Below are 14,486 nucleotides of genomic sequence, written 5' to 3'. Positions count from 1 at the left end.
GCTACTGTCCGTCCAGCTCTGCCTTCACGCGGTCCAGGACTTCTTTCGCGCCTTCAGACAGCATTTTTTCGGCTACGTGATGGCCAATCGCAACCGGATCCTCCCCGACAATGTGCTCCTTAAAGACTTCTTTTCCATCTGGAGAAGAAACGAGCGCGGTGAGCGAAACCTGATTATCTTCCGTCAGCTCAGCATAGCCTGCAATCGGCACCTGGCAGCTTCCCTCTACTTTGTTTAAAAACGCCCGCTCGGCAGCTGTCGTCCGCGCTGTGACCGGATCGTTAATTTTCGCAAGCAGATCCAGCAGATCCTGATCGTCTTCCCGGCACTCAATCCCGAGTGCCCCTTGTCCAACTGCAGGTATGCTCACTTCAGGTGCGAGAAATTCCGATACGATTGATTCATCCCAGCCGACACGCTTCAGGCCGGCTGCAGCTAAAATAATAGCGTCAAAGCCTTCCTCGCGGCACTTTCGCAGGCGCGTTTCAATATTGCCGCGGATCCAGTGAATCGTCAGATCAGGCCGCTGCATGAGCACCATCGCACCGCGGCGCAGGCTGCTCGTACCGACAACAGCTCCTTCCGGAAGGTCCATCAGTTTTGCGCCGCTGTTTGAAATAAAGGCATCCCGGGGATCTTCCCGCTCCGGTACAGCCCCGACAGTTAACCCGGGGGAGATCTCAGACGGAAGGTCCTTCATAGAATGGACCGCCATATCAATTTCCTTGTCGTACATAGCCTGCTCGATTTCTTTGACGAACAGTCCCTTTCCTCCTACTTTAGACAGCGTCACATCGAGGATCTGATCCCCTTTCGTAACAATTTCCTTAATTTCAAATTCATATGGAAGCCCGAGCTTCTCCAGCTGGTCGATCACCCATCGTGTCTGAGTCATCGCCAGGTTGCTCCGGCGTGATCCAATTACTATTTTTCGCATAAACAAAATCCTCCTTCGGCATGATCCGGTCCGCAACTATTGTAACATGCAGCGGCCGGAATCCGCTTCCTTCATCAGGATGAAGAGCGGGATCTTACCAAATATGAAAATCGGAGAGAGCCCCCGACAGAAAGTAGTTGATTAAAAGAAGCAGAAACGCAGCTGTGTTGTAAAGTGCAATATTATAGCCGCGCCGTTTAAAAATCTGATACTGAATCAAATAGACTGCATAGGCTCCGAGCACGAGAAACGACGTCAGCACTTTCCAGTCGGCCCACGGCACACCGCCGACAGTGATCGATGCCCAGATAATTCCGAGAATGAGGCCCGTCAGCAGCAGTGGAACTCCGATGAGAGAAGCGGCATAAGAGTTGCGCTCCAGCGTAGAGAGCGAACCAAATTTCTGCATCCATTTAAGCCATTTCTTTTGTTTTAGAAAGCGGTGCTGGATTAGATAAATCAAGGAGAACGCAAACGAGATTGTAAACGCCGCATAGGACAGCAAGAGAAGAATGACGTGGACGACGAGAAATTCGGTGATCAGCACCCGGTTCAGCTCCTCGGATACCCCTGCATCCGGTGCTGCCATACTGAAGGCAAGCATAATAAAACCAATTGTATTCAGAAGCAGCATCAGCACGTTCATGCGCACAAACCGGTTAAGTACAAGAGAAAGACTGACGAGCATCCAAGCGTAGACAAACATCCCCTCAAAAGCAGTCATGAGCGGAAGTCGGTCAAACATAATAAATCGCCAGGCAAATAAAAGACCGAGCAGCACCCAGACAATAGAAAGCAACCAGAAAGCCAAGCGATTGACTTTCTGGTTGTTCTGCATAAAATCAATAAAATAGCCAAGGATGCTGATCGAATACAGCGCCAGGATCAGCACATAGAGGAGGCTCATGAAAGATACGTCCGTGCTGGCTCCTGTATTGCTGCTTCCATCCTGGAGCGCCGTTGTTCAATACTCCACTCCCGTTCTGCTTTATTGATCTGTATATCGTGAGTGAGCGGAGAGCCGCTGTCGCGGATTTCCTCTTCCAGCCCAAACACTTTTGTCATATATTCAAGCAGCTTTTCCGGGTCCTCTTCGTCAGGAATTTCTTTCAGAGCCGTTACCGGATCACGGAGCAGTTGATTGACGATGCTTTTCATGTGCTTGCGGATCACTTTCTTTTCCCGCTCAGAAAGGCTGGAAAGCTTTCGCTCCAGGCTTTCCATCGTCTGTTCCTGCACGACAGACGCTTTTTGACGCAGCGCAGAAATAACCGGCACGACACCGAGCGTGTCGAGCCACTGACTGAATGCAACGAGTTCCTCTTCGATCATCAGTTCAATCTTTTCTGCTTCCTTTTTACGCTCTGCCAGATTCGCATTCACGATACCCTGCAGATCATCAATATCATACAGATAAACGTTGTCCAGCTCAGCAAGCGCCGGATCCAGATCACGCGGCACTGCAATATCTACGAGGAACAGCGGCCGGCCGCGGCGCTTTTTCAGAAGTTTTTTCACTTCTTCCTGACGAACGACATAATCCGTTGCACCGGTTGAGCTGATCAGAATATCAGACTCGGCAAGCGATTCATAGAGTGTATCCATGCCTTCTGCACGGCCGAAAAAGCGTTCTGCAAGCTCCTGCGCCTTTTCTCTCGTCCGATTCATCACCGTAATGTCCGTAACTCCGCTTGACGACAAATGCTTCGCCGTCAGTTCACTCATTTTACCGGCGCCCATAACGAGCACTTTTTTGTTATCGAATCCACCAAAGATTTTACGACCGAGCTCCACCGCTGCGTAGCTGACGGAGACAGCATTTTCATTGATGGCCGTTTCTGACTGGCCGCGCTTTGCCAGCGTGACAGCCTGGCGGAACAGATGATTAAAAATCGTACCAGTCGTGCCTAGTTCACGCGCCTGATCAAAGCTCTGGCGCACCTGACCGAGAATCTGCGTTTCGCCGAGCACCATGGAATCGAGTCCGCACGCGACACGGAACAGATGTTCAATCGCATGCTCGTCTTCACGTACCTGCAGGTAGTGGCTGAAGTCCTCTTTCGGCACCTCAAACCATTCCTGTAAAAATAATTTCGTATAATAGCGTCCGGTATGGAGCTGATCTGCCACTACGTACAGCTCGGTCCGGTTGCACGTGGAAACGATGACGCTTTCCAGAATACTCTTAGACTGCCGCAGCGTTTTCAGCGCAGGTGAAAGATCTCCGGTAAACGTAAATTTCTCTCGAATTTCAACCGGAGTTGATTTATAATTCAAACTGGTAACTAAAATATGCATGCTGCGGGTACACCCCCCTGATTTCAACCGTTATCTATTTTACACGATCATACGGAACGTGACAATGTTACACATTCGTCCCGCTCTTTCTTCATTCGTTCTACATTATAACATTTTTAATCTGGCTTCGTCACTGGAAGAACTCTGTACATTTGAAGAAATTGTGACGACCTGACAAAATTGGGGGACGTGGAAAGTGAAATCAACTTATGCACTGCCGGGACTAATCATGCTGGTGATCGGCCTTTATTTTCTGATCGACGAGCTGGGATGGTCCATCCCTTATGTAGAGCTGCTGCTGACGTGGCAGAGCATTCTGCTCGGTATCGGCCTAGTACTTATGTGGCAGGGGTTTTCAAACCGGGACGATCAGCGTCTTTTTTCCGGCAGCATTCTCGCCGGGCTGGGCGTTTTATTCCACGGCGTCCATACGCTTGGACTCTGGGGCTATGAATGGCCCTACTTTACGCTCGTCATCGGCACTGCCTTCATTCTCAAATACGTGTTCGGGCGGCGCGACGGCCTTGGAACCGGACTGATCCTGCTGGCCGTTACAGCCGCAGCTATCTTCTCTGCCAGGCTGATGCCGGCAGTTGAAAATCAGCTTGGGGGACTCCTGACCTACTGGCCGGTGATTTTTATACTACTGGGCGTTTATTTCCTCTTTTTCAGGCGCCGCTAAACCTGTTTTTACATACCAGCGTCTATTTTTTAACAAAGCAGGTGCCCTTTGGCACCTGCTCTCAGTATGCCGAAAACGTCTTCCTGGTAACTAATTCAGCACCCGCCTGTATTTGCTGGAGCGAAGGACGTTCTGACAGGCATCAGCTTGCTAATCCTGTGCGTTTGTCTATCCTGTAAAAAAACAAGCAGGTTCCCTTCAAAAGGAACCTGCTTGTTTTTGCTGACTTATTCTGCCGCTGTACTTCCGAGTACTCGGCGGAGAAAGGCTTTGGTTGCCTCTTCACGTGGGGAACTGAACAGCTCTTTGGATGGCCGGTCTTCTACAATGCGGCCTTCGTGCAGCAGCATCATACGATCCGATACCTCGCGCGCGAAATTCATTTCGTGCGTAACGATCATCATCGTCATCCCTTCTGCCGCCAGCTGCTTCATCGTTTCCAGCACCTCACCGACAAGCTCCGGGTCAAGCGCAGACGTTGGCTCATCAAACAGCATAACGTCAGGCTTCATGGCAAGTGCCCTGGCAATCGCAGCCCGCTGCTGCTGGCCGCCTGAGAGCGAGGCCGGATAGTCATCGGCTTTTTCCTTCATACCGACCTTCTCCAGCAGTACCATCGCTTCAGCCACGGCTTCATCCTTTTTCCTGCCGAGGACGTGAACCGGAGCTTCGATTACGTTTTCCAGCACTGTTTTATGCGGAAACAGATGGAAATGCTGAAACACCATGCCGACTTTCTGACGAAGCTCGGTTTCTGCACGGCGTCCCTCGATCACGCTTCCGCTGATCTCAATCGTCCCGCTGTCCTTCTGCTCCAGGTAATTGAGGCAGCGCAGCATCGTGCTTTTACCAGATCCGCTTGCTCCGATGACGCAAACGACTTCGCCTTCTTCCACCGTAAAGCTGATATCATGCAGCACGTTTTTTCCATCAAACGACTTCTTCAGGTTTTCTACACGGATCATCTGCCTAAACTCCTTACTCAGCTGTCAAACAGCGCCCGCTGAATATGACTCCACGCTTTGTCTTTGCCGTAGCCTGTTTCTGACGAAAACAGAAGCAGCGGATCTTCCTCTTCCAGCTCCAGCGCTTCCCTGATCTTCTTTTTATGCGTGTCCCATTTGTTTTTCGGTACTTTATCGGCTTTAGTTCCAATAACAATCACCGGCAGCTCATGGTGTTTCAGCCAGTCGTACATCATGATGTCATCTTCGGTCGGATCATGACGGGCATCTATCAGCTGCACGACAGCCTTTAGCTGCTCGCGCTCCTGAAAATACGTCTCCATGACACGTCCCCATGCTTCCCGTTCTTTTTTGGATACTTTTGCGTAGCCGTAGCCCGGGACATCCACAAAATGGAAGCGATCGTTGATCCAGTAGTAGTTCAGCGTCTGTGTTTTACCAGGACGCTGGGATGTTCGCGCAAGCCCTTTTCGAGCAAGCAGCGTGTTAATAAGCGACGATTTTCCGACATTCGAACGCCCGGAGAGTGCAATCTCCGGGGCTGGGTTTTTAGGGAACTGGTCAGGCCTGGCGGCGCTGATCGTCAGTTCTGCTTGTGTTACTTTCATGATTTCTCCTTTTCGGGAACGAGCGCCTGCTCCAGCACCTCATCGAGATGAGAAACGGAAATGAAGGTTAAATCCTCCCGGACGCTTTCCGGTATATCTTCTAAATCTTTTTCATTGTCTTTCGGCATAACAATATGGGTCAGTCCGGCACGATGCGCACTCATTGCTTTTTCCTTTAGTCCTCCGATCGGAAGTACGCGTCCGCGCAGCGTAATTTCACCGGTCATCCCGACTTCCTTACGAACCGGACGACCGGTAAGGGCGGAAATAAGCGCCGTTGCCATCGTGATCCCGGCGGAAGGACCGTCTTTCGGAATCGCGCCTTCCGGTACGTGCACGTGGATATCATTTTTCCGGTTGAATTCCGGATCAATGTTCAGCTCTGCTGCTTTAGTGCGAATATAGCTGAAAGCCGCCTGAGCGGATTCTTTCATGACATCGCCAAGCTTTCCTGTGAGCGTCAGCTTTCCGTCTCCGGGAGTCAGAGCGACTTCGATCGTAAGCGTATCACCTCCGGCAGCCGTGTAGGCAAGGCCGGTCGCTGCGCCGATCTGATTTTCGAGCTCTGCTTTCCCGTAGCGGAACCGTCGCTTGCCGAGCATCGTTTCCAGTGTTTTCTCGGTAACGACGACACGCTTTTTCTCACCAGATACAATCATTTTCGCTGCTTTACGGCAGACCGTGGCAAGCTCACGCTCCAGGTTTCGCACACCAGCTTCACGTGTATAGTGGCGGATAATCGAAAGCACTGCCTCATCCCGGACCTGCAGGCTGCTCTTCGTCAGCCCATGTTCGCCGATCTGCTTCGGCAGCAGATAGCCTTTAGCAATTTCCAGCTTTTCCACTTCGGTATAACCGGAAATATGAATGATCTCCATCCGGTCGCGAAGCGGGGGCGGGATCGCTCCGATATTGTTCGCTGTCGTCACAAACAATACTTTGGAAAGGTCATACGGCTCTTCGACAAAGTGGTCGCTGAACGTATTGTTCTGTTCAGGATCAAGCACTTCAAGCAGTGCCGACGATGGATCGCCGCGGAAATCGCTCGCCATTTTGTCAATTTCATCGAGCAGGAAAACCGGATTCACGGTACCTGCTTTTTTCATGCCTTGAATGATGCGGCCCGGCATGGAGCCGACATACGTGCGGCGATGTCCACGAATTTCCGCTTCATCTCTTACTCCGCCGAGCGACATGCGGACGAAATGCCGATCCAGTGAACGGGCAATGGAGCGCGCGAGCGACGTTTTACCGACACCCGGAGGTCCGGACAGACACAGGATCGGTCCTTTCAGCTTTTTCGTCAGCTGCTGGACAGCCAGGTATTCCAGAACCCGCTCCTTTACCTTTTCCAAACCGTAGTGATCTTCATTCAGTACCTCTTCCGAACGGTGAATGTCGAGCAGATCCTCTGTTTCCTCCGACCAGGGGATTTGCGTGAGCCATTCGATGTAGTTCCGGATGACAGAGCTCTCGGCTGCGTTCGGAGGCATTTTTTCGTAGCGTTTCAGCTCTTTAAGTGCCTTCTCTTCAATTTGGTCGGGCATGCCTGCAGCGTAAATTTTATCCCGCAGTTCTTCGGTTTCATCCTCTTTGCCTTCCCGGTCGCCAAGTTCCTTTTGAATGGCCTTCATCTGCTCGCGCAGGTAATACTCCTTTTGGGTTCGTTCCATCGATTTCTTCACGCGCTGTCCAATTTTTTTCTCGAGCCCGAGCACTTCCCGTTCGTTGGATAAAATCCGCAAAATCAGCTTCAGCCGTTCCTCAAGTGTGAGCGTTTCCAGTACTTCCTGCTTTTGTACGACCTTCAGCGGCAGATGAGAGGCGACAATATCCGCCAGCCGGCCGGGCTCGATGATATCAGCAACGGACGCAAACGTTTCCTGGGAGATTTTTTTCGAAAGCTGCGTATATTGCTCAAATTCATCCAGTACATTTCGCATGAGTGCCTGTTCCTCGACATTGGCCTCCTGACGTTCTTCGATCGGCTCCATGTCGACCGTTGTGTATTCGTCTTTTTCATTGACTGACAGCACTTTGCCTCTCTGCAGTCCTTCCACGAGCACACGAATGGTACCGTTAGGCAGCTTCAGCATCTGCTTTACGTGTGCGCACGTTCCGATCGTATATAAATCCGTTACAGACGGTTCTTCTGTAGCGACTTCCTTCTGCGTCAGCAGAAATATCTCGTTTTCCTCCACCATTGCCTGTTCCAGTGCGCTGACCGATTTTTTACGGCCGACGTCCAGATGAAGCACCATGGTCGGGTAAACGAGCACCCCTCTGAGCGGAAGGAGCGGCAGCTGTTTAATTCGTTCTGACATAGTCTCGCACCTCCGTTGAATCGCTTACGATTTGAAAGCGTATGTATCTGTTCCCTTTCTGGCTAAGTCGGGAAACCTGCACATAAAAAAAGTGTCCAGTCCGGCGCCGCTGCCGGGAATAAACATTCCCGGTACCGCTGCACGCCGGAGCTGCACACCAGGTTCCGTCTGGTTAATTAAGCACTCTCTTTCGGTTCGCGCTGAATTTCGCTTCCGTCTTCATCGATGAGGGTAGGAGCTTTGTTGTCGCGCACCGTTTCACCAGTGATGACACATTTAACGATATCTTCACGGGACGGCAGATCATACATCACGTCCAGCATGAGTGATTCAATAATGGACCGAAGTCCGCGTGCGCCGGTTTTACGCTCGATTGCAAGACGTGCTACTTCCTTCAGCGCTTCGTCTGTAAACTCGAGCTCGACGTCATCAAGTTCGAGCAGTTTTTTGTACTGCTTGACGAGTGCGTTTTTCGGCGCCGTGAGAATTTCTACAAGTGCCTCTTCGTCCAGATATTCCAGAGATGCAATAACCGGCATACGGCCGATAAATTCCGGAATCAGACCGTAGCGCAGAAGGTCTTCCGGCAGAATCTTGGACAGATACTGATGCTCCTCCAGCTGGGATGTTTCATTTTCAGATCCGAATCCGATCACCTTTTTACCGAGACGGCGCTTGATGATCTGATCGATGCCGTCAAACGCTCCGCCGATAATGAACAGGACGTTCGTCGTATCAATCTGAATAAACTCCTGGTGCGGATGCTTTCGTCCGCCCTGGGGAGGAACACTTGCTGTTGTACCTTCCAGAATCTTCAGAAGTGCCTGCTGCACCCCTTCACCGGAAACGTCACGCGTAATGGAAGGGTTCTCCGATTTGCGCGCTACTTTATCAATCTCATCAATGTAAATAATGCCGCGCTCCGCTTTTTCTACATCGTAATCAGCTGCCTGAATCAGCTTCAGAAGAATGTTCTCCACATCTTCTCCGACGTAACCAGCTTCCGTAAGCGACGTGGCGTCTGCAATCGCGAACGGCACGTTAAGAATACGTGCAAGCGTCTGAGCAAGCAGCGTTTTCCCGCTTCCCGTCGGGCCAATCAGACAAATATTACTTTTCGCAAGCTCAACTTCATCATTACGGCTGCTTGCATTAATACGCTTATAGTGGTTATACACCGCAACAGAAAGCGTCTTTTTCGCCTGGTCCTGTCCGATGACGTATTCATTAAGAATGCTGCGGATCTCCTGCGGCTTCGGAATATCTTCGAGCTCTACTTCCTCGTCAGAGCCGAGCTCCTCTTCCACAATCTCCGTGCATAGTTCAATGCACTCATCACATATATACACACCCGGACCGGCTACAAGCTTGCGCACCTGGTCCTGCGTCTTACCGCAGAATGAACACTTGAGCTGTCCCTTTTCTTCATTAAATTTAAACATCCGCTTTCACCCCTCTTAAAGAGTATTGAATCATATGTCCGGCCTGAACACAAAACATCCGGCTGCCGAGTAAATCCCGGTCTGTTAAACAGCTTGCGGCAGAACGAAAGGAGGAGTGAACCCCGAACCGTCCTTCTTATATACAATCATAGTGTATCACATTATGTTTGCGCTTCCTATCAGAAGCGGTTTGCTGCCGCACTTCCTCACAAGAATACGGGAGGCGCAGGCAGTATGTCAAATATGTAGAAGAAGGTGTCCCGGCATGGTCATCCGGGACACCCGAGGCGGTCAGATGAGCTCCGACCGGTATTGACTTATTCGTTCGTTTCAGCGTCTTCTTTTGGCGCTACTTTCTTGCTGTTTTCCTCAAGAAATTCGATCGCCTTGCGAACCTGCAGATCGCCTTTCAGCATATCTGTTCCGCCCTGCATCTCAAGCAGCTGCTTAATTTCATCGACCGGACGCTGATACATTTCAGCCATCTTCTCAAGCTCCTGCTCGATGTCTTCTTCAGAAGCTTCGAGGTTTTCTGCCTGTGCAACAGCTTCAAGCGTCAGGTTCATGCGTACACGCTTCTGCGCGTCCTCTTTGAACTGTTCCTTCATGCCTTCTTCATCCGTCTGTGCGAACTGATAGTACATGTCAAGGGACATTCCCTGAGACTGAAGACGCTGTCCGAATTCCTGAAGCATGCGGTCTACTTCCGTATCAACCATTGCTTCCGGAATATCGATCTCTGCGTTTTCAGATGCTTTCTCCACGAGCTGATCTTTGATCGTCATGTCAGCCTGCTGCTGCTTCTCGTTTTCAAGACGCTCACGAACGGCTTTTTTCATGTCGTCAAACGACTCATACGACTCGTCTACATCTTTTGCAAACTCATCGTCCAGCTCAGGAAGCTCTTTACGCTTAATGTCGTAAACCTTCACTTCAAACGTAGCAGGCTTACCAGCGAGTTCTTCCGCGTGGTACTCCTCCGGAAATTCTACTTCAACGGACGTTTCTTCACCGGATTTAGCACCTACAAGCTTTTCTTCAAAGCCAGGAATAAACTGACCGGATCCGATTTCGAGCGTGTGATTTTCTGCTTCGCCGCCTTCGAACGCTTCGCCGTCAACGAAACCTTTGAAATCCATCACGACTGTATCGCCATCCTGAACCTGGCCGTCTTCAATCACGACCAGCTCCGCATTTTCGTTCTGAAGACGATTAATGTCCTCATCGACTTCTTCATCTGTTACATCTGTAGCCGGTGCTTCAACTTCCAGCCCTTTGTAATCGCCGAGCGTTACTTCCGGCTTTACTGTAACCGTTGCCTTGAACGTAAGCGGCTCGTTTTTCGCCATCTCTTCGATGTCGATATCCGGCTGAGCTACTGGATCGATGCCTGCTTCCTCTACAGCTTCTGAATAAGCCTGTGGTAGCAGAATATCCAGTGCATCCTGATAAAGAGCTTCTACGCCGAAACGCTGCTCAAAAATCGGACGTGGTACTTTTCCTTTACGGAAGCCTGGTACGTTTACCGACTTCACTACTTTTTTGAATGCCTGGTCGAGCGCTTCATTCACTCGCTTGCTGTCTACTTCCACCGTCAAAACGCCGGTGTTTCCTTCTTGCTTTTCCCAATTAACTGCCATAGGATCTATTCCCTCCAACATGTTTGTTCAATTCATTCTTTTTCCTTGTTGACAACCATTCAATTATAACACAGCACAATTTCATTTCAACGGGTAGCATTCATTCTTTATGTAGGTCCCTCTTCGCTCGGGAGTACGATCGACTCCAGCTCCCGCAGCAGCTCTTCTGCCTGTTCGACATCCGCCTTGCGGGCACCGTAAAGCGCAGTAACCTCTCCCGGATCTTCCCCGAACATCCGCCTTGCAGTGGCGTGGAGCGCTGCCGCCCAGACCGGTGCATCGATCGGACGCGGGGATTTCGGATAAAGCGCGAACAGAAAGTGCCACCACATCTGCCCGATCATATCGAGCATCGATGGATTTTCCTGATCCAGCTCCTGCTCAAGCTCGCTGATCACGGCTTTCCCGAATTGTTCATGAAACACGGCTTCCAGACTGCTGATGTCAACCTCATATGTCTCGCCAAATTTATGCACGCTGAACGTCTCCGTGCAGTCGAGCTCCTTTAACAGCTGCAAAATATAGCTTTTTAACACCGGGTTCTGTCCAGGGTCGGCTAAAAACTGGCGGTACGTTTCTTTCACGGCTTTGACATCATAGCGGCTCAGCTGCTGAATCGCGCCAAGCTGCTGATCAACGGTGCCCTTTTCCAGCTGTTCCACAAGCTCGCCGCGGGGCAGCTCAAACTCAGTTTCCTGGCTTTTATGTATAGGGGTTTCCGTCATCTGCCTCGCGAACGACAGAAGCTGATAAAAATGTTCTGCTTTGTCGGATGGGAGCCGGTCTTCTTCCATAACAGATTCAAGCATATGTACGACTTCTTCATAATCTCCGAGCTGAACAAGAATAGATATGTAAACTTGCAAAATTTCATAATAATCGCCGACGCCTTCATCCAGCATGGAACGACAGTGTGACTCAGCCTGCTCCATTCTGTTCAATTCGATGTTGGTGATCACCATTCCGTATCTCGCCTGCGGATGGCCTGGCTCAAGATCGGTCGTCTGCTGAAAGCAGGAAAGTGCATCGTAATACCGTTTCTCTTTCAGTGCCTGCATGCCTCTCTCTACCAGCCTGGAAATTAGGCCCGGAAATAAGACAACATTATCCCGATTCTCTTCGTTCGTCATTGGTTCACCTCCTTCAACAGGTTGTATATGATTCTTTAGTATCAGTGTAGCAGGACTCTGCACAAAACTCAATTCCGCTGTCAACCCTCTTCATTCCCGTCACAGCGCATATGTAAACCGTTTCCCGGGGCTGTACTGCTGAAGCAGCAGCACGCAGTGAGTGTCCTGCTTTATCGGGAAATATGTTCAGAACAGCCGCCCTTTTGTGTTAGAAAGAGGACTGCCTCTGCTTTACCGTTAATCCGGTCTCCAACCGGCTTCCTGTCCGGCCGGCATTTCCACCTGTAAAAAACAGAAAAACCCTTGCAGAACAAGGGTTTGAGTCGATGCAATATGGCGTCCCAGGCAGGATTCGAACCTGCGACCGACAGCTTAGAAGGCTGTTGCTCTATCCAGCTGAGCTACTGGGACCAGTCTGTTATGTAAAGGCGGAAGGAATTGCCTGCCGCTTCAGCGACAATATTAAATATAAAACAATTCCTTCCCTGGTGTCAACCTCTTATCGTGAAAGTTTTCGAGAGCTCCTCCACCGGTTCCCCGTCCATCGTCATAAACGTGACCGTTACCTGCGAGCCGCCATTTTCCAGCAGCACGTAAGTTCCATCCGAATACTGTCTCGGAAGACGCATGCTGCCAGGGTTAATAAGAATGGTGTCCTTCTCCTGAACGGCAGCGGGAACGTGTGTATGGCCAAAGCAGACGATATCAGCTTCCTGCTCCTCTGCTTTGTAAAGCAGATTCATTTCTGTCGTTTTTACGTTCAGCAAATGTCCGTGAGCGGCAAAAAAGCGAAGTCCTGCAAACTCTTCCGTCAGTTCCTCCGGAAATCCGCTGTGCATGTCGCAGTTGCCGCGAACGACCGCAGTGCCTTTCAGCTCTTCGGCTTCAGCTTCAAGCTCAGAGTCGCCGCAGTGAATGACGCCTTCGACTTCTTCCCGGTGTCTTTCCACCACTTCAGCCACTTCATTCGTCCAGCCATGGCTGTCGCTCATAATCAATACCTTCACAGAAGATTCCCTCCTTCCTGCTGCAGCAATTCCCGCAGCTTCCGGACTGCATCAGCACGATGGCTGATCCTGTTCTTCTCTTCCCTTGAAAGCTCTGCCATGAAACGTTTCTCGGAAGGAACGTAAAAGAGCGGATCATAGCCGAATCCGCCATCGCCGTGAAGCGCCGCACCAATTTCCCCTTCAACCGTTCCTCGAACCGTGATCGTGTCACGGCCGGGGCGATACAGCGCTAATACGCAAACGAACCGGGCCTTCCGGTCAGCTGCATCCTTCAGTTCATGCAGAAGTTTTTCGTTGTTTGCCTTGTCACTTTTCGCTTCTCCAGCATAACGGGCTGAATAAATACCAGGCGCCCCGTGAAGAGCGTCCACCTCCAGACCGGAATCATCTGCAAGCACTGCCTGATTAAAACGACGTCCGATTTCCTCAGCTTTTATAACCGCGTTTGCCTCAAATGTTGCCCCATCTTCGACAACGTCAATCGGCTCAGGCAGGTCGGCCAGCGATTTTACTTCCGCATCATATTCGCGAAAAAAATCCGCAAACTCCTTGATTTTACCTTGGTTATTAGACGCAATGAAGATTTTACGCATTGGCTGTTGCTCCCTGAAGCTGTGCCAGTTCTTCCCCGAACTCGCCAAGCACTTCCTTCTGAAGGGCAAAAAGCTCTTCAATCCCTGATTCAGCAAGGTCAAGCATCTCGTTCAGCTCTGAACGGGAAAATGTCGCTTCTTCTCCGGTGCCCTGTACTTCAACGAGGCGTCCGCCGCTTTTCATAACGACATTCATATCGACATCAGCTGCGGAGTCTTCTTTAAAGTCAAGATCCAGCAGTGCGTTCCCATCTGCCGATTTACCGACAGAAACTGCGGCGAGAAAGCCAGTGAGCGGATTCTCCTTTATTTTCTCTTTCTCAAGCATCCGGCTTACCGCCAGCGCCACTGCTGCAAAAGCTCCGGTTACGGCAGCTGTTCTTGTTCCGCCGTCTGCCTGAATAACGTCACAGTCCACCCAGATGGTCCGCTCGCCTATTTTCGTCAGATCGACAACCGAGCGCAGTGCACGGCCAATCAGCCGTTGAATTTCCATCGTGCGTCCTGCGACCTTTCCTTTCGATGATTCCCGGATATTCCGCTGCGTCGTTGCCCGCGGAAGCATTGCATATTCTGCTGTAATCCAGCCCTGTCCTTTTCCTCTCAGAAAAGGAGGCACCCGGTCTTCCACGCTCGCCGAACAAATCACTTTCGTGTCGCCGAACGAGATGAGGACGGATCCCTCCGGATGTTTAATATAGTCCGGAATGAGCTCTACGTGCCGTAGTTGATCCGGCCTGCGCTCATTTGTTCTCATGCTGTCACGCTCCTTTAGTTATATGCTTACCCACTTTCATCATAATCGGTTGCCGGCGCGATTTCAAACTCCGCGGCTGATTCGCATTATTCTGACGGCT

The 14,486-nt window shown here is 50.8% G+C and carries 13 protein-coding genes and 1 tRNA gene; 1 reads left to right on the top strand and 13 read right to left on the bottom strand.

Features of this window, described 5'->3' with window-relative positions; genetic code table 11:
- Position 1 precedes the first annotated feature (1 nt).
- From hemC to hemA, 3 genes are all read right to left on the bottom strand, one after another.
- Positions 2–937, bottom strand: a complete 936-nt coding sequence (hemC, locus tag HCN83_RS03985) for a hydroxymethylbilane synthase (RefSeq protein ID WP_168005029.1) — start codon at positions 935–937, stop codon at positions 2–4.
- 94 nt (positions 938–1,031) lie between these two features.
- Positions 1,032–1,844, bottom strand: coding sequence for a cytochrome c biogenesis protein CcsA (gene ccsA / locus HCN83_RS03980; protein WP_168005028.1), 813 nt, complete (start codon positions 1,842–1,844; stop codon positions 1,032–1,034).
- Positions 1,841–3,235 carry a glutamyl-tRNA reductase gene (hemA, locus tag HCN83_RS03975; RefSeq protein WP_168005027.1) on the bottom strand — a complete coding sequence of 465 codons (1,395 nt, stop codon included), beginning with the start codon at positions 3,233–3,235 and terminating at the stop codon, positions 1,841–1,843. Before hemA ends, ccsA begins: the two co-directional genes overlap by 4 nt.
- Positions 3,236–3,431: 196 nt before the next feature.
- Between hemA and HCN83_RS03970 the strand changes: the two genes are divergently transcribed.
- Positions 3,432–3,917, top strand: coding sequence for a LiaF transmembrane domain-containing protein (locus tag HCN83_RS03970; protein WP_168005026.1), 486 nt, complete (start codon positions 3,432–3,434; stop codon positions 3,915–3,917).
- A gap of 227 nt (positions 3,918–4,144) precedes the next feature.
- Here HCN83_RS03970 and HCN83_RS03965 read toward each other — a convergent pair whose 3' ends face one another.
- The 10 genes from HCN83_RS03965 to rph form a co-directional block, all read right to left on the bottom strand.
- Complete coding sequence (locus HCN83_RS03965) at positions 4,145–4,882, bottom strand: amino acid ABC transporter ATP-binding protein (protein ID WP_168005025.1); 738 nt, start codon at positions 4,880–4,882, stop codon at positions 4,145–4,147.
- 17 nt (positions 4,883–4,899) lie between these two features.
- Positions 4,900–5,490, bottom strand: coding sequence for a ribosome biogenesis GTP-binding protein YihA/YsxC (yihA, locus tag HCN83_RS03960; RefSeq protein ID WP_168005024.1), 591 nt, complete (start codon positions 5,488–5,490; stop codon positions 4,900–4,902).
- Positions 5,487–7,814, bottom strand: a complete 2,328-nt coding sequence (lon, locus tag HCN83_RS03955; protein WP_168005023.1) for an endopeptidase La — start codon at positions 7,812–7,814, stop codon at positions 5,487–5,489. The genes yihA and lon overlap by 4 nt, the downstream gene beginning before the upstream one ends.
- 176 nt (positions 7,815–7,990) lie before the next feature.
- Positions 7,991–9,256: an ATP-dependent protease ATP-binding subunit ClpX gene (clpX, locus tag HCN83_RS03950; RefSeq protein WP_168005022.1), complete on the bottom strand. Its 1,266-nt coding sequence runs from the start codon at positions 9,254–9,256 to the stop codon at positions 7,991–7,993.
- Between the two features lie 317 nt (positions 9,257–9,573).
- Entirely contained in the window at positions 9,574–10,896 is a 1,323-nt protein-coding gene (gene tig, locus HCN83_RS03945) for a trigger factor (RefSeq protein ID WP_168005021.1), read from the bottom strand.
- Between the two features lie 107 nt (positions 10,897–11,003).
- The gene (locus tag HCN83_RS03940; RefSeq protein ID WP_168005020.1) at positions 11,004–12,026 is read right to left on the bottom strand and encodes a tetratricopeptide repeat protein; all 1,023 of its coding nucleotides are present in this window, start codon (positions 12,024–12,026) and stop codon (positions 11,004–11,006) included.
- A 334-nt stretch (positions 12,027–12,360) separates the two neighbouring features.
- A tRNA-Arg gene (locus HCN83_RS03935) sits at positions 12,361–12,437 on the bottom strand.
- 80 nt (positions 12,438–12,517) lie between these two features.
- Positions 12,518–13,033, bottom strand: a complete 516-nt coding sequence (locus HCN83_RS03930) for a YfcE family phosphodiesterase (protein WP_168005019.1) — start codon at positions 13,031–13,033, stop codon at positions 12,518–12,520.
- A complete protein-coding gene (locus HCN83_RS03925; protein WP_168005018.1) occupies positions 13,030–13,629 on the bottom strand; it encodes an XTP/dITP diphosphatase in 600 nt (199 codons plus the stop codon). Before HCN83_RS03925 ends, HCN83_RS03930 begins: the two co-directional genes overlap by 4 nt.
- On the bottom strand, positions 13,622–14,386 hold the full coding sequence (gene rph, locus HCN83_RS03920; protein WP_168005017.1) for a ribonuclease PH: 765 nt from the start codon (positions 14,384–14,386) through the stop codon (positions 13,622–13,624). The genes HCN83_RS03925 and rph overlap by 8 nt, the downstream gene beginning before the upstream one ends.
- Positions 14,387–14,486 lie beyond the last annotated feature (100 nt).

Origin of the sequence: Alkalicoccus luteus (genome assembly GCF_012034335.1) — a bacterium.
In the GTDB taxonomy this organism is placed as follows: Bacteria; Bacillota; Bacilli; order Bacillales; family Salisediminibacteriaceae; genus Alkalicoccus; species Alkalicoccus luteus_A.
Note: the sequence above shows the minus strand (reverse complement) of the source record. Positions and strands in the feature narration are given on the sequence as shown.